The organism is Providencia sp. PROV202 (assembly GCF_028479565.1).
Classification (GTDB): domain Bacteria; phylum Pseudomonadota; class Gammaproteobacteria; order Enterobacterales; family Enterobacteriaceae; genus Providencia; species Providencia zhijiangensis.
Map to the genome: position 1 here is coordinate 135,341 of NZ_JAMPNV010000011.1, position 26,311 is coordinate 161,651.

The 26,311-nt window shown below is 43.3% G+C and carries 30 protein-coding genes; 17 read left to right on the plus strand and 13 right to left on the minus strand.

Annotated features, from left to right (window positions below; all coding sequences use genetic code 11):
* The first annotated feature begins 271 nt into the window (after positions 1-271).
* From PR799_RS07965 to PR799_RS07980, 4 genes are all read left to right on the plus strand, one after another.
* On the plus strand, positions 272-892 hold the full coding sequence (locus tag PR799_RS07965) for a LuxR C-terminal-related transcriptional regulator (RefSeq protein WP_154627081.1): 621 nt from the start codon (positions 272-274) through the stop codon (positions 890-892).
* Between the two features lie 207 nt (positions 893-1,099).
* Positions 1,100-1,471, plus strand: a complete 372-nt coding sequence (locus PR799_RS07970) for an ArsC family reductase (protein ID WP_154627082.1) — start codon at positions 1,100-1,102, stop codon at positions 1,469-1,471.
* Positions 1,472-1,482: 11 nt separating this feature from the next.
* A complete protein-coding gene (gene dapE / locus PR799_RS07975) occupies positions 1,483-2,613 on the plus strand; it encodes a succinyl-diaminopimelate desuccinylase (RefSeq protein WP_154627083.1) in 1,131 nt (376 codons plus the stop codon).
* Entirely contained in the window at positions 2,610-3,281 is a 672-nt protein-coding gene (locus tag PR799_RS07980) for a M15 family metallopeptidase (RefSeq protein ID WP_154627084.1), read from the plus strand. Before dapE ends, PR799_RS07980 begins: the two co-directional genes overlap by 4 nt.
* A gap of 43 nt (positions 3,282-3,324) precedes the next feature.
* Here PR799_RS07980 and PR799_RS07985 read toward each other — a convergent pair whose 3' ends face one another.
* Positions 3,325-3,717, minus strand: a complete 393-nt coding sequence (locus tag PR799_RS07985) for a DUF454 family protein (RefSeq protein WP_272521776.1) — start codon at positions 3,715-3,717, stop codon at positions 3,325-3,327.
* Positions 3,718-3,835: 118 nt separating this feature from the next.
* Between PR799_RS07985 and PR799_RS07990 the strand changes: the two genes are divergently transcribed.
* Complete coding sequence (locus tag PR799_RS07990; protein ID WP_272521655.1) at positions 3,836-4,030, plus strand: YpfN family protein; 195 nt, start codon at positions 3,836-3,838, stop codon at positions 4,028-4,030.
* On the opposite strand, the gene PR799_RS07995 is transcribed toward PR799_RS07990, so the two are convergent.
* Together PR799_RS07995 and PR799_RS08000 are read right to left on the minus strand one after the other, a co-directional pair.
* Positions 4,011-6,059 (minus strand): tRNA(Met) cytidine acetyltransferase TmcA, encoded by a 2,049-nt coding sequence (locus tag PR799_RS07995; protein ID WP_272521656.1) that lies wholly within the window; start codon positions 6,057-6,059, stop codon positions 4,011-4,013. The genes PR799_RS07990 and PR799_RS07995 overlap by 20 nt on opposite strands.
* 11 nt (positions 6,060-6,070) lie before the next feature.
* Positions 6,071-6,520, minus strand: coding sequence for a DUF441 domain-containing protein (locus PR799_RS08000; RefSeq protein ID WP_154603652.1), 450 nt, complete (start codon positions 6,518-6,520; stop codon positions 6,071-6,073).
* A 389-nt stretch (positions 6,521-6,909) separates the two neighbouring features.
* On the opposite strand from PR799_RS08000, the gene PR799_RS08005 reads away from it, so the two are divergent.
* The 5 genes from PR799_RS08005 (at position 6,910) to PR799_RS08025 (ending at position 10,337) form a co-directional block, all read left to right on the plus strand.
* Entirely contained in the window at positions 6,910-7,335 is a 426-nt protein-coding gene (locus tag PR799_RS08005) for a PPC domain-containing DNA-binding protein (RefSeq protein ID WP_272521657.1), read from the plus strand.
* A gap of 63 nt (positions 7,336-7,398) precedes the next feature.
* A complete protein-coding gene (locus PR799_RS08010; protein ID WP_036953246.1) occupies positions 7,399-7,980 on the plus strand; it encodes a membrane protein in 582 nt (193 codons plus the stop codon).
* Between the two features lie 8 nt (positions 7,981-7,988).
* A complete protein-coding gene (locus PR799_RS08015) occupies positions 7,989-8,693 on the plus strand; it encodes an energy-coupling factor transporter transmembrane component T (protein ID WP_272521658.1) in 705 nt (234 codons plus the stop codon).
* Positions 8,684-9,550: an energy-coupling factor ABC transporter ATP-binding protein gene (locus PR799_RS08020; protein ID WP_272521659.1), complete on the plus strand. Its 867-nt coding sequence runs from the start codon at positions 8,684-8,686 to the stop codon at positions 9,548-9,550. The genes PR799_RS08015 and PR799_RS08020 overlap by 10 nt, the downstream gene beginning before the upstream one ends.
* Positions 9,537-10,337, plus strand: a complete 801-nt coding sequence (locus PR799_RS08025; protein ID WP_272521660.1) for an energy-coupling factor ABC transporter ATP-binding protein — start codon at positions 9,537-9,539, stop codon at positions 10,335-10,337. Before PR799_RS08020 ends, PR799_RS08025 begins: the two co-directional genes overlap by 14 nt.
* A gap of 68 nt (positions 10,338-10,405) precedes the next feature.
* On the opposite strand, the gene purC is transcribed toward PR799_RS08025, so the two are convergent.
* The 4 genes from purC to dapA form a co-directional block, all read right to left on the minus strand.
* On the minus strand, positions 10,406-11,119 hold the full coding sequence (gene purC, locus PR799_RS08030) for a phosphoribosylaminoimidazolesuccinocarboxamide synthase (protein WP_154627091.1): 714 nt from the start codon (positions 11,117-11,119) through the stop codon (positions 10,406-10,408).
* Between the two features lie 333 nt (positions 11,120-11,452).
* Positions 11,453-12,130, minus strand: a complete 678-nt coding sequence (locus PR799_RS08035) for a hypothetical protein (protein ID WP_272521661.1) — start codon at positions 12,128-12,130, stop codon at positions 11,453-11,455.
* Positions 12,131-12,290: 160 nt separating this feature from the next.
* A complete protein-coding gene (gene bamC, locus PR799_RS08040) occupies positions 12,291-13,343 on the minus strand; it encodes an outer membrane protein assembly factor BamC (protein ID WP_132496058.1) in 1,053 nt (350 codons plus the stop codon).
* Positions 13,344-13,359: 16 nt separating this feature from the next.
* Positions 13,360-14,268: a 4-hydroxy-tetrahydrodipicolinate synthase gene (gene dapA / locus PR799_RS08045; RefSeq protein WP_051422710.1), complete on the minus strand. Its 909-nt coding sequence runs from the start codon at positions 14,266-14,268 to the stop codon at positions 13,360-13,362.
* 248 nt (positions 14,269-14,516) lie between these two features.
* Between dapA and PR799_RS08050 the strand changes: the two genes are divergently transcribed.
* Both PR799_RS08050 and bcp read left to right on the plus strand, forming a co-directional pair.
* Positions 14,517-15,074 carry a glycine cleavage system transcriptional repressor gene (locus PR799_RS08050; protein ID WP_036953236.1) on the plus strand — a complete coding sequence of 186 codons (558 nt, stop codon included), beginning with the start codon at positions 14,517-14,519 and terminating at the stop codon, positions 15,072-15,074.
* Positions 15,075-15,088: 14 nt separating this feature from the next.
* A complete protein-coding gene (bcp, locus tag PR799_RS08055) occupies positions 15,089-15,559 on the plus strand; it encodes a thioredoxin-dependent thiol peroxidase (RefSeq protein WP_036953234.1) in 471 nt (156 codons plus the stop codon).
* A gap of 64 nt (positions 15,560-15,623) precedes the next feature.
* On the opposite strand, the gene PR799_RS08060 is transcribed toward bcp, so the two are convergent.
* Positions 15,624-16,706, minus strand: a complete 1,083-nt coding sequence (locus PR799_RS08060; protein ID WP_154603645.1) for an AI-2E family transporter — start codon at positions 16,704-16,706, stop codon at positions 15,624-15,626.
* Between the two features lie 143 nt (positions 16,707-16,849).
* Here PR799_RS08060 and PR799_RS08065 point away from each other — a divergent pair, with 143 nt between their 5' ends.
* Together PR799_RS08065 and arsC are read left to right on the plus strand one after the other, a co-directional pair.
* Positions 16,850-18,316 carry a beta-barrel assembly-enhancing protease gene (locus PR799_RS08065; RefSeq protein WP_154627200.1) on the plus strand — a complete coding sequence of 489 codons (1,467 nt, stop codon included), beginning with the start codon at positions 16,850-16,852 and terminating at the stop codon, positions 18,314-18,316.
* A gap of 12 nt (positions 18,317-18,328) precedes the next feature.
* A complete protein-coding gene (gene arsC / locus PR799_RS08070; RefSeq protein ID WP_154627093.1) occupies positions 18,329-18,685 on the plus strand; it encodes an arsenate reductase (glutaredoxin) in 357 nt (118 codons plus the stop codon).
* Positions 18,686-18,735: 50 nt separating this feature from the next.
* Here arsC and hda read toward each other — a convergent pair whose 3' ends face one another.
* The 3 genes from hda to upp form a co-directional block, all read right to left on the minus strand.
* The gene (gene hda / locus PR799_RS08075; RefSeq protein WP_036953226.1) at positions 18,736-19,437 is read right to left on the minus strand and encodes a DnaA inactivator Hda; all 702 of its coding nucleotides are present in this window, start codon (positions 19,435-19,437) and stop codon (positions 18,736-18,738) included.
* 130 nt (positions 19,438-19,567) lie between these two features.
* Positions 19,568-20,863, minus strand: coding sequence for a uracil permease (gene uraA / locus PR799_RS08080; RefSeq protein ID WP_196712397.1), 1,296 nt, complete (start codon positions 20,861-20,863; stop codon positions 19,568-19,570).
* A 76-nt stretch (positions 20,864-20,939) separates the two neighbouring features.
* Positions 20,940-21,566, minus strand: a complete 627-nt coding sequence (gene upp, locus PR799_RS08085) for a uracil phosphoribosyltransferase (protein ID WP_006658899.1) — start codon at positions 21,564-21,566, stop codon at positions 20,940-20,942.
* Positions 21,567-21,883: 317 nt separating this feature from the next.
* Here upp and purM point away from each other — a divergent pair, with 317 nt between their 5' ends.
* Together purM and purN are read left to right on the plus strand one after the other, a co-directional pair.
* Positions 21,884-22,924: a phosphoribosylformylglycinamidine cyclo-ligase gene (gene purM / locus PR799_RS08090; protein ID WP_272521662.1), complete on the plus strand. Its 1,041-nt coding sequence runs from the start codon at positions 21,884-21,886 to the stop codon at positions 22,922-22,924.
* Complete coding sequence (gene purN / locus PR799_RS08095; RefSeq protein ID WP_272521663.1) at positions 22,924-23,562, plus strand: phosphoribosylglycinamide formyltransferase; 639 nt, start codon at positions 22,924-22,926, stop codon at positions 23,560-23,562. Before purM ends, purN begins: the two co-directional genes overlap by 1 nt.
* A gap of 91 nt (positions 23,563-23,653) precedes the next feature.
* Here the strand turns inward: purN and PR799_RS08100 are convergent, their stop codons facing one another.
* Both PR799_RS08100 and PR799_RS08105 read right to left on the minus strand, forming a co-directional pair.
* The gene (locus tag PR799_RS08100) at positions 23,654-24,403 is read right to left on the minus strand and encodes an SDR family oxidoreductase (RefSeq protein ID WP_272521664.1); all 750 of its coding nucleotides are present in this window, start codon (positions 24,401-24,403) and stop codon (positions 23,654-23,656) included.
* Positions 24,404-24,584: 181 nt separating this feature from the next.
* Positions 24,585-25,241, minus strand: coding sequence for a hypothetical protein (locus PR799_RS08105; RefSeq protein WP_272521665.1), 657 nt, complete (start codon positions 25,239-25,241; stop codon positions 24,585-24,587).
* 451 nt (positions 25,242-25,692) lie between these two features.
* Between PR799_RS08105 and speG the strand changes: the two genes are divergently transcribed.
* Positions 25,693-26,238 (plus strand): spermidine N1-acetyltransferase, encoded by a 546-nt coding sequence (gene speG, locus PR799_RS08110; RefSeq protein ID WP_036953207.1) that lies wholly within the window; start codon positions 25,693-25,695, stop codon positions 26,236-26,238.
* The last annotated feature ends 73 nt before the right edge of the window (positions 26,239-26,311 follow it).

A 26,311-nucleotide genomic window follows, 5' to 3' on the forward strand; every position in this document is an offset into this window, starting at 1 on the left:
TTTTATTCATATCATTTTTTAAATCACTTTAATTTTTTTCAATCTTAGTTATTATTTTTTTGAAATTAATGTATTATTCGAAAGCTCGTTTCTTTTTAGCCTTAAATATACCCAGCTTCATAGTTTTCGCTTCCATTATTCATGCTTTTATACAGCTAATTAATTCATCAATTAAGAATAATGATTTCATGTAATCTTAAATATATTATATTTTAACTATATCAATTCTAGTTAATCTAATAAGTTGTCAGACATAAAAAAGGAACCCACTATGTCTAATCACACGGTTATGATTATCGATGAACATCCTATCTTTCGTTTTGGACTATCTCATTTATTAAAATCAAAAGCTGACTTTGACGTAATGGCGGAGGTTTCAAATAGCAAAGAAGCGCTGAATATCGCCACCAGCAAACAACCCAATATGATACTGATAGATACTATTCTTCATGGTAATAAAACATTCGAGACGATTCGATTACTACGTAAGCATTGCGCTAATAGTTATTTGCTGGTTCTTTCACTCTCAACGATGAAAACCGATATCTACGCCGCTATCGATGCAGGTGCTCAAGGTTATTTATTAAAAAATAGCGAACTCGATATGCTGCTTAATAGTATGAAAAAAGCGATGGAAGGACACCATGTATTTAGCGAAAAAGTTTATCAGCATCTGATTACCCGGCATCAATCCAAAGATCCACTTTCCACATTAACTCGCCGTGAATGCGAAATATTGCACGAAATGGCAGCTGGATTAAAAAACAGAGAAATCTCTCAACTATTATTTATTTCTGAAGAAACCGTTAAAGTTCACATCCGAAATATCTTAAAGAAATTACGAGTTCGATCTCGTTTAGAAGCCAGTTTAATATACATGCGTTCAAAATAATTTCATCTGATTTAATTTAATTAACGTAAGTTTCCTAAATTAATTATTTTATTATTTATATATAATATTATGAATATTGACTCTGCCTTAGTTATTATTAAATCGCTTGTTAGATTAATAAATCTTTTCGATTCAAAGGGGTAGACCATAATTGCATTTTCCCGCATTATGTAGGGCATACATTGTTCGCCATTAGAGGAAAATCATATGTCCAACACCCCTGCATCTCCTTATATCATGTACGGAATTAAAAACTGCGATACCATTAAGAAAGCTCGCCGTTACTTAGACGATAACGCAGTTAGCTACCAATTCCATGATTACCGTGTTGATGGCATCACTGATGAACTCCTTTCTACATTTTTGCAACACATCGATTGGGAAACCTTGGTGAATAAACGCGGTACAACTTGGCGTAAGCTCAGCGATGAAGAGAAAAATGCAGTTGTCGATGCTGATAGCGCGAAAAAAGTCTTACTGGCTGAACCTGCGATGATCAAGCGCCCTGTTCTTGTTTCTGCTAATGGTCATTACCTTGTCGGGTTTAACGCCGACGACTACAAAAAATTCACACAATAAAAGGTGACTCAATGAACTGCCCTGTCATTGAACTTGCAAAACAACTTATCGCCCGTCCCTCTATCAGCCCGGATGACCAAGGTTGCCAAGATTTACTCATCGAACGTTTGAATAAAATCGGCTTTACGGTGGAAAAAATGCCATTTGGGGATACTCTCAATTTTTGGGCTCACCGTGGCAATAATGGCAAAACCCTCGCCTTTGCGGGTCATACCGATGTCGTCCCTGCAGGCGATCACAGTAAATGGCAAACTCCGCCATTTACCCCAACAATTATTAACCAACATTTATACGGTCGTGGTGCTGCCGACATGAAAGGCTCCATTGCCGCCATGGTGGTTGCCGCCGAGCGCTTTGTAGAAAAACACCCTAACCATACTGGTCGTCTGGCATTTTTAATTACCTCTGACGAGGAAGCGAAAGCGACCCATGGCACCGTAAAAGTGGTAGAGACGTTACAAGCCCGCAATGAGCCAGTCGATTACTGCTTAGTGGGAGAACCATCCAGCCAGTCTGTACTTGGTGACATCATTAAGAATGGTCGTCGCGGCTCTATCACCGCACACTTAACTATTTTGGGTACTCAAGGGCACGTTGCCTACCCACATCTTGCTGATAACCCAGTACATCGTGCAACCGGTTTTCTACAAGAGTTAGTCTCCACTAAATGGGATGATGGCAACCAATATTTCCCGGCTACCAGCATGCAAATCGCCAATATCAATGCGGGTACTGGCGCCGATAACGTCATCCCCGGTGAGCTAAAAGTGCAATTTAATTTCCGTTTTAGCACCGAACTGACCGATACCATGATCCGCGAACGCGTGACAGACATGTTAGAGCGCCACGGACTGAATTATCATTTAGATTGGTTCTTATCGGGTCAACCATTCTTGACGGGTGACAGCGAATTAGTGAGTGCAACGGTGCAAGCCATTCAGGAAGTGACAGGACGTGCCACCACCTTATCCACCAGTGGCGGTACCTCTGACGGACGTTTCATCGCCCAAATGGGAACCCATGTTATCGAACTCGGCCCTTTGAATGCGACGATCCATAAAGTGGATGAGTGCGTTAACGTCGATGATTTGCAACAGCTTGCCGTTATCTACGAACGCATCATGGAACTACTATTACTATGACTCTCTCCATCGAAATGTTGACTGGGCGCTCCACCGACCATTTAGTAACTTTGGGCGGTAATCATCGCCTACAGTTTAATACCACTAAAGCGTTTCTTGCCATGCAGCAAGCTGCCGCACGCGCAGGGTTTAAGCTACAATCCGCCAGTGCTTTTCGTGATTTTGCTCGCCAACAAATTATTTGGAATGAAAAATTTGCTGGCAAACGCCCAGTTCTTGATACCCATAGCCAGCCGTTAGATATTTCAACATTAACGGAAGGGGAATTATGTGAGGCGATTTTGCATTGGTCTGCGCTACCAGGGGCAAGCCGTCACCACTGGGGAACTGAGATTGATGTTTACGACCCGCTACGTATTCCTGCGGGGCAAACCTTGCAATTAGAGCCTTGGGAATATCAAGAAGGGGGCTATTTTGCTGAGCTTAATCACTGGTTAACCGACAATATGGCCACCTTTGATTTCTACCGCCCTTTCACCGCAACCAATGCTGGTGTTGCGGAAGAACCTTGGCATATTAGTTATTGGCCATTGTCACATGAAGCTGAACAGCTATTGACGCCAAAAATTGTTAGGCAAGTGCTAACCGAAGAAGATATTAGTGGAAAGACCTGGTTATTAGATAACCTTGAGTATGTTTTTAACCGCTATATTAAAGTGCCTGAATGATTTATATGTCACTCAGTCTCTTGCTGAGTGACAGCTTTCCTGATTACAAACCTTCGTTATTCTGATCCGAATTTGACACATCGACGACAGGCAAACGGTACATAAAAATCAGCAACCAGCACATCCCTAAAAATAACCCAATTTTTAGCCAACCATAACTAACCACCCAAATCGAAAAGGCAAACGTAATAACGATCAACGTCATGGCTTTTGGTTTTACACCTTTTGGTAGCGCACGGTGCGCTTGCCAGTGACGCAAATACCCGCCAAACCATGAGCGATATAACAACCAATTATGGAAGCGTGGAGAAGAACGCGAAAAACACCATGCCGCCAATAATAAAAAGCAGGTCGTTGGCATGACTGGTAAAATAGCACCAAGAAAAGCTAAGCCAACAGCAATCCACCCTACTGTAATGAATATGATTTTCTTTATATTCATTCAGGCTCTCCCGTTACAACAAAAAACATGGTTAAATGACCCCACTAAAGCCTACCAACTACATCATTTGGGCAGGGCTACACATTATTATGATTAAAATAAGAAGGCAAATATGCATTGGTTAGCCGATTACTGGTGGGTCATCCTACTGTTATTAGTCGGGGTCATTTGGAACTCAGTCAAAGAGATGATGCGACTCGACCCCAAAAAGTATTTAGATGACAAACCAGATATTCCGCCTCACAAAGATAATAATCACCTGTGGGACGATGAAGATGACGACTGGCCTAAAGACAAAAAACACTAATTTGTTGCCTTAAACTTTTCACCTCTTCAGGGTAATAGTTATTCAGCCACTGCGTGACTTCGGCTCTTGCGCGTTTTAACCACTGTTTTTGCCCTGCTAACCCGAGTTGCATAGCAATACATTCAACAGATAGCCCTTGATGAAAATAGCCCCCAAGGGCAGAGCCTGTTATTTCAGCCGAATGTTGTTGCTGTAAAACCGCTAAAAAACGCTGTAATGACGGCTCACTTGCGGCTAACGAACGGTGGTAGTCGCTAAAGCCAACCAATTCTAGCCAATCTCCATCATCAAGGTGCTGCTCAGATGTGCTTTTCAGACTAAATTCATTCAGATCCTGACGCCAGAATAAATCTCGCTGCAATCGCTGTTGCCCTAAATAGCAAATTGACTGCGCTTCTACGGATAATGGCAACACCGCCATCGCAGTGAAACAGCCACTACTCCCCTCAACATGCCGTCCAATTCGCACGATTTGGAACCCTGATGATTGCCAAAAAGCCAATAACTCTGGGGTTAAACCAAAGCTGACCGATAGGAAATCTAAACCGTCCTGAATGCCTTGTCCAATTTGCAATTCTAATAACCGGTAGCCAATTTTTTGGCGACGATATTCAGCATTTACGGCAATGCGCATCACTCTGCGAGAACGTAACCTCGGGGCTTGAGGAAAATAGCAATGCGCTGCGAGGGATTGAGCAACCAGATTTCCCCGTGGTCGCCGTTGTCCTGCCCAAATTTTCCAGCTCAGTTTTTCATCTAAACCACCTTCATCCACCATCCATACAGCGCCGCCAACATCCTGATTATGATGATTTGCAACGGCAAAATGCTGGTGCTGTGCATCCAATAATCGGCGTAAATCCAACGGCGAGGTTCGATAATGTGCCGCGGTCAATAAACCGTAAAATGCATGAAGCTGTTTAGGATCATTAGCCAGTTGCTGCTGGCTAAGTGGCTTGAGGATAATCGGCTCTGACACAGCCTTCGTCGAAGTAGCGCTTTCCAATAATAAACTTTGGTTAATCACCCTTTCGAGCGGGTCATGTTCTGCAAAGCGAATCGGCTGAGTGAGCGACAACGAGGTGAAATTTTCGAGGCTATCACAAAATTTCATCATAAATCCACGCCCCGTACCTTCATAACCTTCCACCGTCGTGGTCATGAGTACCCGTGGGAAAAAGACGATAATCTGCCGCAGAATATGGGAGGGAATGGCGGCAGCTTCATCAATAATTAGCCAATCAGCCTCAATTTGCTGCCCAGATTGGCAATAATGCAAAAGCGCATCAGGTGCCCAAAATTTGAGTTCATGCTGAGCATATTCGGCAATCAGGCTGGTGGTCACTTTCGCTGGCGCACAACACCAACACACACCTTTCCACGCCTTTATCAACATTCCCGCAACCGTGGACTTACCCCGTCCACGAGGAGCGATTAAGCCCCATATTCCGTTTTTTGCGGACAGCAGTTGTCCAAGCGCATCTTGTTGCTGCTCTGTCGGCAGTCCCGAGGGGGGTATCCATTTGGGGTGATCGGGTAGCAAATTCAGTCCGTGCGGCTGTTTTTGTTCCTCAAGCTGTTGATCAATAAACAGCACATCAGAGCAATTCCGGAAAGTACGTTGCAAATGATGCACAAAATTCGGTGTGGGGATTTCACCAAATTGCTCATTCCATCTCACACTATCCATATCATTTTGCTGCGCCCATCGGGATTGTGGCGGTGTGCAAAGTACTAACAAGCTTCCAGCTTTTAAGGTTCCCGCTAAGATAGCCAGCGCCTCGCTATGTAACCCTTTACGCGCATCAAAAATACCATGAGTAAATTCACGACCAAGCAGTAATTGGGCTTTTTCAGGGGGCATGCTATCGGGTAGTTCGGATGAAATACAGAGCCAATCCCCCGCTAAGAAACCTTGAAACTCCTGAAGCACAGTTGTGACCCACTCATGCTCCCCAGATAAAACCAGCAGGCGGCGGAAACCGGTATGATGTAGCTGCTCAACAATCGCTTGTAATGAATTTTTCATCGCCAAAGTGACTATTTACCAATAAGTAATGACAGAATACCTGCGGCGATCAATGGTCCAACAGGGACGCCTCGGAATAAGGCAACGCCAATCACCGTACCCACCAATAACCCTGCCACCGTGGAAGGCTGGCTTCCCATCAGTGCAACACCCCGACTTCCTAGCCAAGAAACCAATATTCCAATCACGATTGCCAATAATGATTTCCAATTCAAAAAGGAGCTTAATACATCATTCGCTGAGATTTTTCCGCTCGCAATAGGCGCCATGACACCTATCGTCAAGATTAAAATTCCGATGGTTAACCCATATTTTTCGACCCAAGGGAAGAAATTATTCAGCGGCGTGATCCGCACCACCAGCAAAAATAGCATGGCTAACGTCACTGTCATGTTGTGGCTGATAATGCCTAATCCTGCCAATACCAGCAAAATGATCAGTGTAGGATCCACTTGGCTCATAATTTTTCCCCTGTAAAATAAATGCATTGCGGCAACACAGTTCCACCGTGTCAATTGAGTTAGTATGTTATTGATCTCGCGTTGAAGAGGCAAATCATCCTTCACCTTTAAACGCTATTTTCTATAGTTTATCTGAAAAAAGTTTATCTTAGACAATAGGCTCTCCTTCATTCACGGAACCCTAATAAAACTTAAGTTAAATAATCAGAATATTCGAGACTCCACATTGTTTTTTCGCCCACTATTCCGACCTTCTTGATCAATATTTTTTAAGATACAGAGTGTTTCACTAAAAAAAACTGAAAAAAATCTCTTTCCCAGACAGCAAGTTATCTATTCGTATAATAGATTGCCGTAATCTATAAATACGATTCACTAGGATCTCGGCTATGTCTCACGATTTAACCACTTACTCAAACGCTCACTTTATCGCACTGCGTCTACGTCCAGGGGAAGATGTCATTCTTACCTTACGACAACAGGTCAAACATCATCAGTTGCAAGCTGCATTTATTGCTGGCTGCGTAGGTAGCTTGACCGATGTCGCCTTGCGTTTTGCTGGGCAAGAAAATACCCATCTTACTTCTGGTAAGTTTGAAGTTGTGTCACTGATAGGCACCCTTGATGCCCAGGGTGAACATCTGCATTTGGCCGTTTCCGATGAAAACGGGCAAATGAGCGGTGGACATATGATGCCGGGTTGCACCGTCAGAACCACCCTCGAATTGATTATTGGCGAACTGGAAAATAAAACCTTTACCCGCGAGCCCTGCGCGCTCTCAGGATATGAAGAATTGGTCATCACCTCTCGTTAATTTTCGTTCTATTTTGATTTTTATTCTGGCTTTATTTTACAACTTATTAGGGATATTTCATTCATGGCAAACTCGTCAATAATCTCCAGCCGAACATTGGCTTTAATTGTTTTTTCTATTGCAATCAACATGGTGGTTGGGCAATTAAGTTCCATGTTAAAACTGCCTATCTTCCTTGATTCTATCGGCACTATTATCTGTGCACTGCTCGCAGGTCCTTGGGCGGCTATCTTTAGTGGCTTAGCGACTAACTTGCTTTGGGGCCTTTTAACAGGCCCTATCGCGGCGGCATTTGCGCCTGTGGCGATGATGATCGGCTTAAGTGCTGGTTTACTGGCACGCGCTGGCGGTTTTCGTACTCTACCTCGCGTGATTTTATCGGGTGTGGTGATCACTATCGCACTGATGATCGTTGCCGTGCCTATTCGTACCTACTTATTTGCAGGTACCACCGGTAGTGGCGCAGACTTTTTTGTAGCCTATTTCCATGCTGTTGGTGAAAACTTATTAGAGTCTGTGGCTATCACCGTTTTAGGCGCTAATATTGCGGATAAAATAATTTCAGCCATTGTGGCTTGGTTGCTTGTCCGCCGTTTACCTGAGCGCGTTCAACGTACTTTCCCGAATATGGCTAAAGTGCGTTAGGAGTTAGGATGCACCCTTTTACTTCATTAACCTTATGGTTCTGGTTTAGCGCTAGCACATTGATGCTACCGCTAGGCTGGGGGTTAGTTCTCGTTGCTTTCGCTACCCTTGCCGCAGTCATCTTACGCTCAGCGTCATTCCATCGCTGGAAATTTATCGCAGCAATTATGGTACCAATGGCGGTAGGACTTTGGCTAATCCACGGAGGGTGGCTAAATGAATTATTAACAGGCTCACCGCCACAAGCCCTTCAACAGCAAAAAGCCATGGCTTTATGGCTGCGTCTGCTCGCCATCATTAGTGCCTCTCAATTATGGCTACAGTATGTTCCCACTGAACGGTTTATCCGAGCGCTATTTGCCAGTCGCCTCCCGGCCAGCTTTGCCTATGTGCTTGCGGGTCCACTTTTACTTGTTGAGCAACTGCGTCAGCAGCTTGCCACGATTCGTGAAGCTCAGCTTGCCCGAGGAGTTCCCTTAGATGGCCACTTTTGGCAACGATTAACGACGTTGCCCGCCCTATTGCTTCCTCTGGCGAGCCAAGCACTCAGTGAGCTAACTGTCCGCAGTGCAGCCCTTGATATGCGAGGTTTTCGCTACACTCGCCATCGCACCACATTGAATAAACCTGCTGATAGCCGCCTTCAATATGTATTGCGTTTTGGCTTATTAGCACTGATCGTAATTGAAGGAGGTTTGGCGCTATGTTGGTAAACATAACGGAAAACAGGGTGGTAAACCTTCAACAACTGTCTTTTACACCTCAAGGCGTCGATCACCCCATCCTTTCAGGGATTGATTTAACGCTAAACCAAGGTAATTGGCATTGTATTTTAGGGGGTAATGGAAGCGGAAAAACCACATTAGCCCAACTGTTAGCGGGTTGGTTACCTGATCAGTTAACCGGCAAAATCACTGGTAATGGCATGATCCTTGCTCAACCATTAGGGGAACAATCTTTAGTTGAACTCTCTATTGAACGTCAATTGGTGCAGCAATCTCCGCAGTTGCAGCTTTCTGGTTGTACATTTACCGTTGAGCAAGAAGTGGCGTTTGGCCCCGAAAATTTGGGACTTCCACCTGAAGAAATCGTTCAACGGGTTGAACAGGCTCTTGAGTTAACGTTCAGCCAGAATTTACGTAATCGTCACCCAACCACCCTCTCTGGCGGGGAAGCTCAACGCGTGGTATTGGCGAGCGCTCTCGCTATGCGACCACGATTATTGCTATTAGATGAAGCTTTTAGCAGATTAACTCCCGCAGCCACGCATCGATTACTCACTCAGTTAAAAAATTACAGTGAACAAACTGGCTGTTGCGTGATCTTATTCGAACGGCATTTACTGCCAGCTCTGCATTTTTGCAATGATTTTTCATTGCTGGAACAAGGTGTTATTACCGCCCAAGGGGATATTAACGCCATATTTTTACCCGCACAGCAGACAATCAATATGCCAGATGCGTGGCGGGTTGTCGGGAAATTAATGGCGCATGGTCGTTGGCATTTCCCAGTGCCTCACAATGAACAACAACTTATCCAAGGCATTGAGGCGTGTTATGCTGCAAATTAATCAACTTAGCTTTCAATACACCCCGAAAACAGCACATGCCATTGAAGATCTTACACTTACGCTTCGCGCTGGAGAATGGGTGGCATTAGTGGGAGATAATGGTGCGGGGAAATCCACCTTATTGCGTTTAATGGCGGGTTTATTGCCGCCTTCGCATGGGAAAGTCAATTTTAATCAACAACCTATCAGTGGATTAAGAGCAGCAGAACGTGCGCAACAAATTGGCATTTTATTCCAAGAAGCAGAAAAACAGATTTTTCACAGCACAGTGAAAGATGAAATTATGTTTGGATTACGCCGCCAAAAATTATCCTCGTCGGATATTGCTGAAAAATTAGAACGAGCTTTAACACTCTGCCATTTAACAGATGTTGCGGATAAACATCCTCTTGATTTACATTCCGCTCAGCGACGCATGGTCGCAGTGGCCTGTTTAACCGCTGTTCAGCCTAAACTACTGCTGTTAGATGAGCCAAGTCGAGATTTCGATACGCAGTGGTTAGGGTATTTTGAACACTGGCTCGATTATCAAAAACAATTGGGTACTACGGTTGTCACGATCAGCCATGATTTGGATTTTGCAGCCCGCCATTTTACTCGTGCAGTACATTTATCCCAAGGTTGCTTAATTGCGGACGGCAATATTGAAACGGTGTTACGCCACCCTGAGTTACAGCCAGACTCCGTTTTGCTATCCCCGACTTTGCATTCACTCAGCCATCAGCTGAATCTACCTATCGAAAGCCAAGCTGAGCGTTGGGTTCAGCAATTTCTAGCACAGCCATGATTTAAAGATAAAAAAATAGCCTGCGGTTGGCAGGCTATCATTGTTTCTTTCAAGATGATTTTAGACACTTAGTCGAGTTTAACGCCGATACGACGAGCCACTTCTTCGTAAGCTTCAATCAAGCCACCAAGGCTTTGACGAAAACGGTCTTTGTCCATTTTATTCAGGGTTTCTTTATCCCACAAACGGCTACCGTCTGGAGAGAATTCATCACCCAGCACAACTTCACCTTTGAATAAACCGAACTCCAATTTAAAGTCGACTAAGATCAAACCTGCGTCCGCAAAAATTTTGCTTAAAACATCGTTCGCTTTGTAGCTAAGTTCGCGCATTTTCGCTAAGTTTTCTTTGCTCACCCAACCAAACGTTTCGCAGTAAGATTCGTTCACCATTGGGTCATGTTTAGCGTCATCTTTCAGGAATAAATCGAACAGAGGCGGGTTTAAAATCATCCCTTCTTCAACCCCAAGGCGCTTAACCAGAGAGCCTGCCGCGCGATTACGGATAACGCATTCAACCGGCACCATATCCAGTTTTTTAACCAAGGCTTCGGTATCAGATAACATGGCTTCCATCTGTGTAGGAATGCCTGCTTCTTGCAACTTAGTCATGATGAAATGGTTAAATTTGTTATTAACCATACCTTTGCGGTCAAACTGTTCGATACGCTCACCGTCGAGTGCTGATGTATCATTACGGAACTCCAGAACTAATAAATCTGGATCCTCTGTGGTATAGACCGTTTTTGCCTTGCCACGATACAACTCAGCTTTCTTTTGCATCTTAAACACTCCAGGGATGTGATTACACTCAATAGAAATCAACCTGCACAGCAGATTCAGATAAGTAACAGTAGAATAAACCGCTAAAAATGGCGGATTCATTGTTAATTTTCTGCTCTGATTCAGTCAGTTATCCAAAAATTATTGATACACTGCTAACTAACTGATATTCAATATTTTATGATTAACTGCTAATTATGATAATAAAATTCTCGCGCATACGCAAACGATTACTTAGCTGCAAATACTGATTTTTTGTCCATTTGTTTCACTGAGAATTTTATGATTGATAGATGTGCAGATGGGTAGTTATGTGCAGGCGTAGGAAAGCGACTAAAGTAATGGATGTTTGCTGATCACAATCAGCTTATGGGTATAGACGTCGATATCCCTGCCCCAAAGTTGATTAATCCATTGATCAAAGAATTCAGCCTCAGTATGGATTTGTGTTAGTGGTCTGTCTTCAAGCGTGCCATCGGAAGCATAAATATAAAAGTTATTATAAAACGCCCAAACAATTGTTGTTTCCCAGAAACGCTGCCCATCACGGGTATGCTCTTCATCTGTCACCATAATACAGTGTGTATTTAAGAGGTATGCAAAGAAAATACTTGGCATCTCCCGTATGATGGATTTATGTTCTACCGCCATTGTGCGCCAAACTTTAATTTGAGTGCATGTGGTTTCACCAAAGACAATATCCGTGCGGAATCTCAGCTCCAATAAGTAAACTGTTTCTGGTATTCCCTCCATCGATAATAATCGATATTGTTCTTTTTTGAGTGACTTAACTAACCGATATCCCTTAGGAATAACATAGCCGGGTAAATCAAAGTCCACAACTCCATCTCGAATAAAGCTTTCCGTATGGCTCTGGTTATTTTCGGTACTGCGTAATTTATAATTAAATTCAGCACCTGATATTTGTCTTGGCATCGAAGTACTATCACTCTTGGTCGTTGGTTTAGATGCGTTATTATCCACGACTTTTCCCTCACTGTTAGCCTTCATTGACTGAAGTATATCCGAAAAATGGCCTCTAATACATTCACCGTTAGAGTGACTATTAAGCGGTTTTATTACGTTTACATCACGTTTTTATCCGAAAAAAAACGCCATCTCATAGGACGGCGTTTTCACTTAATAGAACAAATAAGTTAGCTATGTAAACTTATTTTTTAGTCGATGCTTTACTGAAAGCGGCTTTCAGTGCGGCGACCATTTCATCATTCTGTTTCTGAGTTAATGGTACGCCTTTGGTGTTGATAAACTGTAGGCTACTACGGTTATTCAAATCACCCACTTGGACTTTATAGTCATCTTCAGGTACCGATGGGTCATCAATACCCAGCGCTTGCCACTCAGAGCTGCTCAAGCCTTTGTAAGTCACCATGACGGAACCTGCTGAACGGCTACGGTCACCCACTTTCATGCCAACGCTTTCTAATGCGTGAGGTAAACGTTCCCAAACTGCATCGTACGGCGCACGAACAATAACCACTGGTAAGCCAGTGTCATTGCTGCCTGTTTGAACATCAATGATGCCATAGGCGCTTTGCAGGCTATTTTTGCTTGAAGTATCACGCAGGGTGTACAGAGCGTCGGTTAAATCGTTTAATAACAGTTTGTTATAACGTTGAATTTCCGCTGCATCTGTCACCGTTTCATCACCTTGGCGTAAGCCTAAGTTAGTCACGGTTAACGCAATCATGCCATTTTCAGGCTGAACAGTGACTTTATGACGGCTCTCTAATGGGACGTTTTCATCTGCACGATCCCATTTAATCCAGTCAGTCTCGATAGAACGAGAACCATCGTTCTTCGTAGAAACTGGGATGCCACGCTGTTCTAAAATCATGGTCACTTGTGACCATAACGCATTATTTTCAGGAGTATTATCTAGCAACAAACGGCTGGCTTCAGCGCTGTTTTCAGTGCGTGAACCAGCTAATTGTGAAATCGTCAGTACTGGCGGGCGAATATCTAACGCTTTCCCAACCGCCCCTGTTGAGGTGGTTTTAGGAATGTCATATTCACCATTAGTTGCTGGTAATGTAATCCCTTGCGGCGCATTCAGCACTTTCAATGGCGCAGCATTAAGATATTCCTCATCACCACTGACCTGACGTTTATAGCGCTGATCGCTGGAGCAGGCTGCCAGTAACACGACAAGTGACAGGCCAGCAACCTTCATAACCTTCGATTTTTGCAATAATGTTGCCATTAAAATTCCCTAAATTTTACAGTAAACCTGCGAGTTTCAAGGCATCTTCAACCTTTTGCTGTCCAGATACAGTTAACGGTGTCATTGGTAACCGTAAAGTATCATCCGCAATAAGACCTAAACGATGACAAGCCCATTTCGCAGGGATTGGATTCGGCTCAACAAATAACTGATGATGAAGTCCCATCAGCTGTTTATTCAATTCACGGGCCTCAGTATATTTGCCCGCAAGCGCTAAGTCACACATTTTTACCATCTGTGCAGCCGCGACGTTGGAGGTGACCGAAATGACGCCCTTTCCACCGAGTTGCATAAAATCAAGTGCAGTCGCATCATCACCAGAAAGCAGAACAAAATGGTCATCAACCAACTCTTTGATTTGATGAACCCGTGCTAAGTTCCCTGTGGCTTCTTTAATTGCCACAATATTCGCCAATTTCGCCAAGCGGCCCACAGTTTCAGGTAATAAATCACATCCAGTGCGCGATGGTACATTATAGAGAACCTGTGGCAAGCTGGTGTTTTCTGAAATTGCTTTAAAATGCTGATATAAGCCTTCTTGTGACGGTCTATTATAATAAGGCGTTACTGTTAGGCACGCAACTACACCACTGTTTTCAAACTCATTTGTTAGCGAAATCGCTTCTGCGGTCGCATTTGCACCTGTTCCCGCAATAATTGGGATACGGCCATCAGCTAACTCAAGCGTCGCTTTCACTACATCAACATGCTCTTTATGGTTTAATGTTGCTGATTCCCCCGTTGTTCCCACTGACACAATCGCAGAGGTTTTATTTGCGACATGGTAATCCACCAGCTGTTTCAAGCTTTTTCTATCAACGTTACCCGCTGAATCCATTGGTGTGATCACAGCAACAATACTGCCTTGTAAAAAGTCTTTGTAGTTTACGTTTTGATTAGCCATCGCAATGCCCCCTAAATAGTGAGTTTCCATGTTACGTTTTCATTTCACAGAAGAAAACCACCCAAACGCAAGATTTTAATGAATTTTGTTAATGCCGATGACATTAACTTAAATAGAAGTAATAATTCAGCCATATTTGTCGCAAGAGTGAATCGCCCCACTTGGCAGACTCACAATTTTATGGTTTCCTTACCACCATCCTGAGTCAATATCATTGACCTAAATTTAGTCAAAATAAGGAAGATACTTTGCCTAAGACTGAACCGCAATTTCTTGTTATTACTGCGCTGGGAACAGATCGTCCGGGCATTGTGAATACAATTACACGCCTTGTCAGCGAATGTGATTGTAATATTGAGGATAGTCGACTCGCTATGTTTGGCGAGGAATTTACTTTTATAATGATGTTATCCGGCAGTTGGAATGCTATCACGCTTCTAGAGGCTATCTTACCGACTAAAGGGGCAGAGTTAGATTTGCTGATTGTAATGAAACGCACGCATAGCGTACAAAAAACCTACTATCCGTCTACTGTAACCGTGAATGTGATGGTGGACGATGCGCCGCGTATTATTGAACAGTTTACCAATTTGTTTACCACTCAACAGTGCAACATCGCAGAATTGATTTCTAAAACACAGCCTGCAAATGATACACAACCGGCTCAATTGGAAATTCAAATTACAGCCCATGACCCACTGGATGATAATGGCATAATTATAAAGAATAAATTTCAACAACTATGTACAATGCTAAATGCCAAAGGCAACATCAGTATTGTTAACAACCCCAAAATGCAGAGTTAACGGAGATATATGTAATGAACCCATTGAAAGCCGGTGATAAGGCACCTCAATTTAGCCTTCCTGACCAAGATGGTGAAATCATCAATCTTTCTGATTTCCAGGGTCAACGCGTATTAGTTTACTTTTATCCTAAAGCGATGACACCAGGCTGTACAGTTCAAGCATGTGGACTGCGTGATGAGATGGATACACTAAAAGCAAAAGGTGTCGAAGTTTTAGGTATTAGTACAGACAAACCAGAAAAATTGGCTCGTTTCGCTGAAAAAGAGTTATTAAACTTCACACTGTTATCCGATGAAGATCATCAAATTTGTGAACAATTTGGTGTGTGGGGTGAAAAACAATTTATGGGTAAAACCTATGACGGTATCCACCGCATTAGTTTCCTTGTCGATGCAAATGGCACCATCGAGCACGTATTTGACGATTTCAAAACCAGTAACCACCATGAAATCGTATTAGCGTATATCAACGCTAACGCCTAATTACTCTCATCTAATTACTAAAAAGGGTTGCTAAATTAGCAACCCTTTTTTCTTACCTGCTCTTTTAACCTTCTATTTTTTCTGTTGTCTCACTATCACTTAAATCTTGTGGCCACGCGTTAATCACCGCTTTGATTAAGGTTGCAAGCGGGATCGCAAAAAACACGCCCCAGAATCCCCATAACCCACCAAAAATCACCACCGACAAGATAATCACGAGTGGGTGTAAGTTCACGGCTTCTGAGTACAACAGCGGCACGACGATATTGCTGTCTAGCCCTTGGATAACCAGATAAACAATAAACAGTGACCAGAACTCAGTACCTATGCCCCATTGGAATAATGCCACCAGCACGACAGGGATCGTCGCCGCAACCGCACCAATATAAGGAATAAGCACCGAAACACCCACCAGCACAGACAACAGCACTGAATAACGTAAATCAAAATAAGCAAAACCAATGTAGGTACAGACACCCACAATCACCATTTCTGTGACTTTACCACGCAAATAGTTGGTAATTTGCTGATTCATTTCCAACCAGACTTTACTGACTAACTGGCGATTTTTCGGGAGAAGTTTAACAAAGCTTTTGGTGATTTTTTCTTTATCTTTTAATAAGAAAAACATCATCAATGGTACTAAAACCAGGTAGATTGCTAAGGTAAAAATACCAATTAGTGAGGCCACCGACGCTTTCACCACAGACTCCGCAACAACTGACAACCTACTGCGCACATTATCTGCCATCATATCAATGATGCCAGCATCTACCAGTGCGGGATATTGTTCCGGTAATCGGCGAGCGAACTCGCTAAAGCGATTGACCATGTTAGGTAAATCCGCCACGAGATTAATCCCTTGTTGCCACGCCGTTGGTGCAATAATTAAGATCACCATGGCACTTATTCCAGCAAACAAGGTCAAAATGATGCTAACCGCTAAAACGCGGGATAAACCCAGTCGTTGGAGTAAATGTGTTGGCCATTCAAGTAAATATGCTAAGACAATTGCGACTAATAATGGAGCCAGTATACTGCTGAAGAAAAAGATGACCAGAAAGCCAATAACCAGCAAACTAAACAACGCAACTGCTTGCGGGTCAGCAAAGCGCCGACGGTACCATTGTAAAAACATTTCTAACATTCATTGGCTCCTGGGAATGTAAAACAAAGACAGTTCCTAAATTGAAGAAAATTATACCGAATAACAGATTTTACGATAGCTTTTGCTATCATATCTCCCAATTAATTCGTATTTTCTGTAGGTAATAAGTGAAGATATGCATGATGACTAAAAAATTGAAATATCCACTGCTCGCTATCCTGATGTCCGCACTTATCCATGGTGCTGTATTACCTGCCTATAGTGCTGTTGAAGATACCCTACCCGATATCGGTACAACCGCGGGAGGAACGCTCAGCATTAACCAAGAAATCATTATGGGCGATGCCATCACTCGTCAAATTCGAGGAAGTACCCCCCTCATTTATGACCCATTACTAACCCAGTACGTGAATAAACTGGGGCAACGTTTAGTGACGAATGCAGATTCTGTCAAAACACCATTTAAATTTTACCTAGTCAATAACCCGAATATTAACGCTTATGCCTATTTTGGCGGTAACGTGGTTCTTCACTCTGCACTGTTTCGTTATAGCCAAAATGAAAGCCAGCTTGCTTCCGTTATGGCGCACGAAATCTCTCACGTAACTCAGCGCCATCTGGCGCGAATGATGGAAGACCAAAAAGCCACAACGCCGTTGGCTATCGCAGGTACTATCGGTTCTCTATTACTGGTGATGGCGAACCCGCAAGCCGGTTTTGCCGCATTAACGGGAACATTCGCGGGAATGCAGCAAGGGATGATCAGCTTTACACAAGCCAATGAGCAAGAAGCCGACCGTATTGGCCTGCAAACATTGCGTCGTTCAGGGTTTGACCCGCATGCCATGGCTGATTTTATGCAAATCATGTCGGACCAAACCCGCTATATGTCTAAACCGCCAGAAATTTTACTGACTCACCCCTTACCAGACAGCCGTTTAGCCGATGCCCGTAACCGTTCAAACCAATATCCGAAAGTCCATGCCCCATCTTCATTAGACTTTATGTTGGCACGTGTTCGTATTTTGTCCATGTACAGCCCAGCAGATCAACGCAATGCACTGGATCAAATCATCGAAAATTACAGTAAAGGCAATGCTCAAGAGCAAATGGCGGCGAAGTACGGTAAAGCATTATTATTATCTCAAGATAAAAAATACAGCGAAGCGGGCGTTATGATTTCTGAATTGTTAGCCAAGCAGCCGGATAACCCGTGGTTTATCGACTCCATGACCGATATCGATATTGAGCAAAAACAAGTTGGCAAAGCGGTTGCTCGCTTGCAAGATGCCTTGAAAAAATCACCGAAAAATACGGTGTTTATTGTCAACTTAGCGAACGCATACGTCAGTAACGGGCAATATAAAGAAGCCACTAATTTATTGAATAAATATACGTTTGATTACCCTGACGACCCTATTGGTTGGGATCTGCTTGCCGAAGCCTCAGCAAAACTAGGGGATCGTAATGCAGAATTGGCGGCGTATGCTGAAGGCATGGCACTGCGCGGTAACTATGACACTGCCATTAATTATTTAAGCGAAGCGAGTCGTAAAAGCCGCTTAGGCAGTTATGAACAACAACGTTTTGATGCGCGAATCGATGAACTTACTCGATTAAAAGAGCGCGATAGCAACGCAAAACCGTAAGGAATAAAAATAATGACGGATTCAATTAAAATTTATCACAACCCTCGCTGTTCTAAGAGCCGTGAAACACTGGCTTTATTGCAAGAAAAAGGCATCACGCCAACGGTAGTTGAATATTTAACGACGCCACCTTCAGTGGCTGATATTGAAAAATTGCTGAAGATGCTTGGATTTGCCGATGCGCGCCAATTAATGCGCACCAAAGAAGATATCTATAAAGAGCTGAAATTAGCGGATAACAGCGTTACTCAAGCGCAGCTTATTCAAGCCATGCATGATAATCCAAAGTTAATTGAGCGCCCGATTGTGGTAAAAGGTAAAAAAGCCAAGTTAGGTCGCCCACCAGAGCAGGTGCTGGAAATTTTATAAGCAGGCTATTTGGCAGACAATTAATTGGCAGTCGATGGGCTGCCAATTTTTTATAATTTGAGAATGTCTTTAACGAAAGGAATGGTCATTTTACGTTGAGCGACAATCGAGGCGTGATCAAGTTTATTTAAGATATCAAATAAAGTGCCCATCTTTCTGTCTAACCGTTTCAAAACAAACCGGCAAACATCTTCAGGCAATTCAAATCCGCGAATACTGGCACGTAATTGAAGCGCACAAATTTTGTCTTCATCACTTAAAGGATGCAGTTTATAAATTTGCCCCCAATCGAGGCGAGAAGCTAAATCCGGCAGTTTCAAGTCAATCTGGCGCGGTGGGCGATCCCCGGTGATCAGTAAGCACGTTCGACCAATTTCTAAAATGCGGTTATACAAATTGAAGATGGCCATTTCCCACTCTTCATCTCCCGCGATGCATTGAATATTATCAATACAGACCAGAGAAAGATGCTCCATACCTTCGAGCACGTCAGGCACAAAGTAAGCGCGTTTATCCAGCGGCACATAACCCACAGCAACACCTTGCTCAGACAACTCAGCACATGCCGCATGCAGTAAATGACTCTTACCGCCCCCTTCTCTTGACCAGTAATAGATATAACTACCATGAGGCTGATTAATCGCCGTTTTTAGCGCAGAGAGTAATCCCTCATTTTCCCCTGCATAGAAACTGGCAAAGGTTTCATCATCAGGAAGAGAAAGTGGTAATGAGAGTTGAGATGGTGTATTCAGAAGCGCCTCTGATTGTGCAGTTCAATTAACGCCATTGAGTTTATCATAAATAACAAGAAGAGATGAACAGCCTGACGGTTAATTGCCGGAGCTTTAGCCACTCCGGCAATCTATTTTACTTAATCGTGACTTATTTTTTATTTTCGTCTAAGACTTTCACTTCTGAAGTCACAAACTGTTTTTCTGGGCGAACAAAGGTAATAAAGCGGAATAACAACGCCATCAGAATACCGACGATAGTCGCCAGCGCCATGCCTTTCAGTTCAGCTTGACCAATGTGGATCACCGCGCCACTCACACCGATGATTAAAATCACTGAGGTTAAAATCAGGTTTTGTGGTTTGTTATAATCTACTTTTGAATCAATCAGAACACGAATACCCGAAGCGCCGATGACGCCGTACAGTAACAGTGAAACACCCCCCATAACAGGTACTGGCACTAATTGAATCGCAGCCGCTAATTTGCCCACGCAAGAGAGTAAGATAGCGATAATTGCCGCACCACCGATGACCCACGTACTGTAGACCTTAGTAATCGCCATCACGCCGATGTTTTCACCGTACGTGGTATTTGGTGTCGATCCAAAGAAACCCGATAACACAGTAGAGAAACCGTTTGCGAACATAGAACGATGTAAGCCAGGGTTTTTCATTAAGTCGCGCTCAACGATATTCGCTGTCACCACTAAGTGTCCAACGTGTTCCGCAATGACCACTAACGCCGCAGGCAGGATGGTTAAAATCGCAAACCACTCAAAACGCGGTGTATAGAAAGTCGGAATGGCAAACCATGGCGCTTCGATAACTGGCGTAAAGTCAACAATCCCCATAAAGTAGGAAAGTGCATAACCAGAGAGGAAACCAATTAAGATTGGGATAATCGATAAGAATCCACGGAAAACCACCGCACACAAGATAGTGACTGACAATGTGGTGATCGAGATGATTAAGGTGCTTGAATCAACCGCGGCGCCTTCTTTTGGTAATAAGCCCGCCATACCTGCTGCCGTTTGCGCTAATTCCAAACCGATAACTGCAACAATCGCCCCCATCGCTGCGGGTGGGAACATCACGTTGATCCAGCCGCGCCCTGCCACTTTGACAATCAATGCTACGATACAGAACAACACCCCGCAGATAATAAACCCGCCAAGCGCTAGCTCATACCCAAGAGGCAATAAAATTAATACTGGAGAAATAAAGGCGAAGCTCGACCCTAAATAAGCGGGAATTTTGCCCTTACAGATAAATAAATACAGCAGCGTACCGATCCCGTTGAATAATAAAATCGTTGCCGGGTTCACGCCAAATAAAATAGGAACAATAACCGTTGCCCCAAACATGGCAAACAAATGTTGAAAGCTTAATGGAATGGTTTGTAGTAATGGTGGTCTTTCTTCAACACTTATCGTGCGGCGTGTCATGCTCGTCATCCTCTTATGCGTCGTGAATATTATTTTTTTTATCAAAAAAAAGCCGACTCTTCAGTCGGCTTCATTATTATTTAGTACCAAATATCTTATCGCCCGCGTCTCCTAGACCCGGAACAATGTAACCTTCATCATTTAAGTGTTGGTCAATTGAAGCCGTGTACAGTTCAACGTCTGGGTGCGCTGCTTCTAATGCAGCAATACCTTCCGGTGCAGCAACTAAAACTAAGACTTTAATGGAATTACAGCCGGATTTTTTCAAGAGGTCGATGGTTGCAATCATTGAACCACCAGTTGCTAACATTGGGTCTACAATCAGCGCCATACGCTCATCAATGTTAGAAACTAATTTTTGGAAATAAGGGACAGGTTGTAACGTTTCTTCATCACGGTAAATACCCACTACACTGATACGTGCGCTTGGGATGCTTTCCAATACGCCGTTCATCATGCCAATACCGGCACGTAGAATAGGAACTACAGTGATTTTTTTACCTTTAATTTGTTCAATTTCTACAGGACCACACCAACCATCAATTGTTACTTTTTCAGTTTCTAGGTCAGCGGTCGCTTCATAAGTCAGTAGGCTACCAACCTCTGAGGCCAGTTCACGAAAGCGCTTAGTGCTTATGTCATGATCTCGCATCAGGCCGAGTTTATGTTTAACGAGAGGGTGTTTTACCTCAACGATCTTCATGGGTTTCTCCTACTTTTTTAAAACGTCACCGGACAAAAAAATCGCGGGATTATACCGCTTTTTTCCCTCAATGCCACTAGTATCATCTTGATTCAGGTCAAACAATCATCAATCACACGTTATTTGCTGAATTAGTATACACATAATATTTTTTATGGTGTAGGCAGCGAATAAAATCATGCGCTTTGCGTCACGACATCACAATTTATTGCATCAAATATTTCAGTCAGAAAGCTATCGCAAACGTTTGCGGAGCCTGATAGAATATCGGCAAATGAAGTTATCTTTTCCAAAATGCAATTGCCTTGGGGGCCGTAGTGACTGATAAAACCTCTCTCAGCTATAAAGATGCCGGTGTTGATATTGATGCAGGTAACGCATTGGTTGAACGTATCAAAGGTGTGGTGAAAGAGACTCGCCGTCCAGAAGTGATGGGAGGATTAGGAGGGTTCGGCGCACTGTGTGCCCTGCCACAAAAATACCGTGAGCCTGTCTTAGTATCAGGTACTGACGGTGTGGGAACTAAACTACGCCTCGCGATGGACTTAAAACGTCATGAATCCATCGGTATCGATTTAGTCGCTATGTGTGTCAACGACCTGATTGTTCAAGGTGCTGAGCCGCTGTTTTTCTTAGACTACTATGCAACCGGCAAGCTGGATGTGGATACCGCCGCGAGCGTTATCACGGGTATCGCGGAAGGCTGTAAGCAGTCTGGCTGTGCATTAGTGGGTGGTGAAACCGCTGAAATGCCGGGCATGTACCACGGCGAAGATTATGATGTTGCAGGCTTCTGTGTGGGTGTTGTTGAGCGCTCTGAAATTATTGATGGCACAAAAGTCAGTGCGGGCGACGCGCTGATCGCATTAGCCTCAAGCGGCCCTCACTCTAACGGTTATTCATTAGTGCGTAAAATTCTGGAAGTGAGCAAAACCAATCCAGAAACCACGCAATTAGCGGGCAAACCTCTCGCTGATCACCTGTTAGAACCAACCCGTATCTATGTTAAAAATGTCTTAGAATTGATCGCGAAAAACGATATTCATGCCATTGCACACATTACGGGCGGCGGCTTCTGGGAAAATATTCCTCGCGTTTTACCTGACAACACTCAAGCCATCATTGACGGCAACAGCTGGGAATGGCCTGCAGTATTCGAATGGCTGCAACAAGCGGGTGATGTCACCACTCACGAAATGTATCGTACATTTAACTGCGGTGTCGGCATCATCATTGCTCTGCCACAAACCGAAGTTGAGTCTGCATTAAAACTGCTGGCTGCGTTAGGCGAAAATGCTTGGCAGATCGGAACCATTGGCGAATTACCTGCGGGTGAAGAGCAGGTTGTTATCCGCTAATGAAAAACATCGTTGTTTTGATTTCAGGCAGTGGCAGTAATTTGCAATCGATTATTGATGCCTGCCAACGCCATGAAATCGATGGGCAAATCGTCGCGGTGATCAGTAATAAAAGTGATGCTTACGGTTTGGTTCGCGCACAAGAGGCTGGTATTCCAGCCCTTTGTGTTAGCTCAAAAGCGTTCACCGACCGCCAAGCTTACGATGCTGCACTGTTAGACGCTATCGAGCAGTATCAACCGGATTTAGTGGTCTTGGCTGGGTTTATGCGCATTTTAACCCCTGAGTTTGTGAAACATTTCACAGGGAAAATGCTGAATATCCACCCTTCTTTACTGCCTAAATATCCGGGGCTGCATACCCATCGACGCGCACTTGAAAATGGCGATAGCGAACACGGTACGTCCGTGCATTTTGTCACTGAAGAGCTCGATGGTGGTCCGATTATTTTGCAAGGATATGTGCCCATTTTACCGCAAGATACTGAAGACGATTTGGTTGAACGCGTTAAACTGCAAGAGCACCTGATTTATCCTCAAGTTATTGCGTGGTTTGTTTCCGGCCGCCTTATCATGCAAGACGGTAAAGCCCTACTCGATGGCCAGCCGCTGTCGGTAACGGGCTATCAAGCAGATTAATACGCAATTCGGTAAGTTTAAATGTATTCGCTCAGATTTGGTTGGCAAGTCTGAGCGAATAACTCAAGTTCAGCCATCCGCAATAAACGTTTTATTTCCCACCCGCCAAATCGATAAAACTTCCCGTGACGTAAGAAGCCTCATCAGATAATAACCACACGATTGCCTGAGCAACCTCTTCTGGCTGACCTCCTCGTTTCATCGGTAAACTATCTTTAACTCGATCAACCCGAGCAGCCTCACCACCATCAGCATGCATATCCGTATAGATAAATCCGGGACGGACGGCATTGACACGAATTCCCTCTCCAGCCACTTCGAGAGATAAACCAATCGTCATTGTATCGATGGCACCTTTGGATGCGGCATAGTCCACATACTCATGGGGAGAGCCAAGACGAGATGCCGCAGATGAAACATTAACAATCGCGCCACCTTGCCCACCATGACGAAATGCCATACGTTTGACCGCTTCACGCGCACAGAGAAAACTACCACTGACATTCGTTGCAAATAATCGCGCTAATCGCTGTGCATCTAGCTGCTCTATCGAGGCTTGAGGCATGATTATTCCCGCGTTGTTAACCAACCCAGAAATGGGGCCTAATTCTTTATCAATCTGCTGAAACAACGAAACAATTTGTTCTTCCTGAGAAATATCGGCTTGCACCGCAATAGCGGTACCGCCTGCATGACGAATTATATCTAAAACTTCCTGTGCGCAGTCTTGACGGGTGTGGTAGCCAATACAAACCTTATGACCTTTATGTGCCAAATTGATTGCTGTCGCTCGACCTATCCCGCGATCACCACCCGTTATCAACGTAATATTGTTTTTCATATTTTATGCGCCCAGTTTTAGTTTTATTTTTTTCTTATTGATCAATATTAAGACTGAAATGTACAGGTAAAATACTGGCATGACGAAAATAGAATAAATTATCCAAACTAGGTAACAGAATTGCATAGATTTCATATCATTAACCGGAAAGGTAGCTCTGAGCGAGAAGCAGAAGTAACCCTCATGGCTTTAAATTTGTTAATTTTACTTGTAGCGCCACTATTTCTTGGTTAATAACCTCAAATCCCTCATTGATAGCATACCTGAGTTCTGCATCAATATTTTTTATTCCTTGCGCATAATCCACCATGACTTCGAGTTTTTTAGCGTACAATCTTGTGTACATATCTTTATTTTTATTATTATCAGCCATGTCAAAAAGGATTTTTTCGTAGTCTATAATAAGCTGGTTGTTCCCTTTAAAAGACTGTATTAGCGAACGAGCATATGTATAAACATTAATTATTGAATCTCTTGCTTCGTCATCCAATTTTGCAATAATTTTTGCGTTTTGCTCATAGAATGTAAAGTTATCATCCCCAATAGGGAAATTAATAAGAAATATTTCACCTGGCCCAATGCTATCAATATGATTTTTAAGTCTTTTATCATATAGATTCATTAAGGTGAAAATCTCACCCTTAATTCCTTTTAATACAGATAGCTGCAGCTCAAGGGAATTTTTTTCAGTCTCTGCACGAGTAATCTTAGCCTCCCGATCAACTCCTTTAAGAGTAAACCAGCCACCAACAAATGCGCCGATCAAAGCAGTAATAAATGATGATAACCATTGAGGAATGCTATTTAAAAAATCACTAATTCCGGTCAAAAAAGCCATGATACTTCACTTCTTAGTCAATTTAGAACAATGTAGACACAACTATACATTAAAGTTAACTTTAGGTATCTTGGATATAATCCAATTGGATTAATTAACACGCGAATGCCCCTATTTCTACCAACTCACAATGTTTATTAACATCCGCTTCCAACATAAAGCAGCCCACGAAACTAGATGCTCATCACCGTCCCCAATTCAAATCCAAGAAAGCACAATTTTTGGGTGGAGACAATCACCGCCCTATATTGAGTCTTCACCAGTTCACCAACCTCCCCCTAACCATTCCCACTTAAACAAACTAATCTTCAACAAACTCTCCCTCCCCCTGCTTTCTGCCATTATTTTATTGCAAATAAGTGGTATCCTTATAACAGCGCTAAGTAATTAATTTTCTAGTTGATACTTTCGCCATAAATAGTTTTATAATTAACAACAATCGAGGTGTTTTATGACGACCGGGCAAGCTCATCTGTTTAGATTGCGCCCACTTGAGCGTGAAGATTTAGCTTTCATCCACCAGCTGGACAATAACGCCAACATTATGCGTTATTGGTTCGAAGAACCTTACGAGGCATTCGTTGAGCTCAGTGATCTTTACGATAAGCATATTCATGACCAATCCGAACGCCGCTTTATTGTCGAATCAGACAGTGAAAAAGTCGGTTTAGTCGAACTGGTTGAAATTGATTATGTTCACCGTCGTTCTGAATTCCAGATTATCATTGCCCCCCGCTATCAAGGAAAAGGGTATGCAAGCCGCGCTGCAAAACTGGCCATGGACTACGCCTTTTCAGTGCTCAATTTGTACAAACTTTATCTGATAGTCGATAAAGAAAATGTCAAAGCTATCCATATTTATAATAAACTCGGCTTCCACACAGAAGGCGAGCTGATTGACGAATTTTTCGTTAATGGTCGCTACCACACCGCAATCCGTATGTGTGTGTTCCAGCACCAATATTTTGCAATGAAACAGCAGTCTGAAAACGCGTAATAGTTCCAAGAATAGCGCTATAGAAGTCAAAGGTGATAATCGGTTTTTTTATCAGCATTAACCAGCCAAATAC

Excerpts from the sequence above, each read along its gene's own strand:
- PR799_RS07965 (WP_154627081.1), top strand. The coding sequence starts at position 272 with ATGTCTAATCACACGGTTATGATTATCGATGAACATCCTATCTTTCGT.
- PR799_RS07970 (WP_154627082.1), top strand. The coding sequence starts at position 1,100 with ATGTCCAACACCCCTGCATCTCCTTATATCATGTACGGAATTAAAAAC.
- dapE (WP_154627083.1), top strand. The coding sequence starts at position 1,483 with ATGAACTGCCCTGTCATTGAACTTGCAAAACAACTTATCGCCCGTCCC.
- PR799_RS07980 (WP_154627084.1), top strand. The coding sequence starts at position 2,610 with ATGACTCTCTCCATCGAAATGTTGACTGGGCGCTCCACCGACCATTTA.
- PR799_RS07990 (WP_272521655.1), top strand. The coding sequence starts at position 3,836 with ATGCATTGGTTAGCCGATTACTGGTGGGTCATCCTACTGTTATTAGTC.
- PR799_RS07995 (WP_272521656.1), bottom strand. The coding sequence starts at position 6,059 with ATGAAAAATTCATTACAAGCGATTGTTGAGCAGCTACATCATACCGGT.
- PR799_RS08000 (WP_154603652.1), bottom strand. The coding sequence starts at position 6,520 with ATGAGCCAAGTGGATCCTACACTGATCATTTTGCTGGTATTGGCAGGA.
- PR799_RS08005 (WP_272521657.1), top strand. The coding sequence starts at position 6,910 with ATGTCTCACGATTTAACCACTTACTCAAACGCTCACTTTATCGCACTG.
- PR799_RS08010 (WP_036953246.1), top strand. The coding sequence starts at position 7,399 with ATGGCAAACTCGTCAATAATCTCCAGCCGAACATTGGCTTTAATTGTT.
- PR799_RS08015 (WP_272521658.1), top strand. The coding sequence starts at position 7,989 with ATGCACCCTTTTACTTCATTAACCTTATGGTTCTGGTTTAGCGCTAGC.
- PR799_RS08020 (WP_272521659.1), top strand. The coding sequence starts at position 8,684 with ATGTTGGTAAACATAACGGAAAACAGGGTGGTAAACCTTCAACAACTG.
- PR799_RS08025 (WP_272521660.1), top strand. The coding sequence starts at position 9,537 with ATGCTGCAAATTAATCAACTTAGCTTTCAATACACCCCGAAAACAGCA.
- purC (WP_154627091.1), bottom strand. The coding sequence starts at position 11,119 with ATGCAAAAGAAAGCTGAGTTGTATCGTGGCAAGGCAAAAACGGTCTAT.
- PR799_RS08035 (WP_272521661.1), bottom strand. The coding sequence starts at position 12,130 with ATGAAGGCTAACAGTGAGGGAAAAGTCGTGGATAATAACGCATCTAAA.
- bamC (WP_132496058.1), bottom strand. The coding sequence starts at position 13,343 with ATGGCAACATTATTGCAAAAATCGAAGGTTATGAAGGTTGCTGGCCTG.
- dapA (WP_051422710.1), bottom strand. The coding sequence starts at position 14,268 with ATGGCTAATCAAAACGTAAACTACAAAGACTTTTTACAAGGCAGTATT.
- bcp (WP_036953234.1), top strand. The coding sequence starts at position 15,089 with ATGAACCCATTGAAAGCCGGTGATAAGGCACCTCAATTTAGCCTTCCT.
- PR799_RS08060 (WP_154603645.1), bottom strand. The coding sequence starts at position 16,706 with ATGTTAGAAATGTTTTTACAATGGTACCGTCGGCGCTTTGCTGACCCG.
- PR799_RS08065 (WP_154627200.1), top strand. The coding sequence starts at position 16,850 with ATGACTAAAAAATTGAAATATCCACTGCTCGCTATCCTGATGTCCGCA.
- arsC (WP_154627093.1), top strand. The coding sequence starts at position 18,329 with ATGACGGATTCAATTAAAATTTATCACAACCCTCGCTGTTCTAAGAGC.
- uraA (WP_196712397.1), bottom strand. The coding sequence starts at position 20,863 with ATGACACGCCGCACGATAAGTGTTGAAGAAAGACCACCATTACTACAA.
- upp (WP_006658899.1), bottom strand. The coding sequence starts at position 21,566 with ATGAAGATCGTTGAGGTAAAACACCCTCTCGTTAAACATAAACTCGGC.
- purN (WP_272521663.1), top strand. The coding sequence starts at position 22,924 with ATGAAAAACATCGTTGTTTTGATTTCAGGCAGTGGCAGTAATTTGCAA.
- PR799_RS08100 (WP_272521664.1), bottom strand. The coding sequence starts at position 24,403 with ATGAAAAACAATATTACGTTGATAACGGGTGGTGATCGCGGGATAGGT.
- PR799_RS08105 (WP_272521665.1), bottom strand. The coding sequence starts at position 25,241 with ATGGCTTTTTTGACCGGAATTAGTGATTTTTTAAATAGCATTCCTCAA.
- speG (WP_036953207.1), top strand. The coding sequence starts at position 25,693 with ATGACGACCGGGCAAGCTCATCTGTTTAGATTGCGCCCACTTGAGCGT.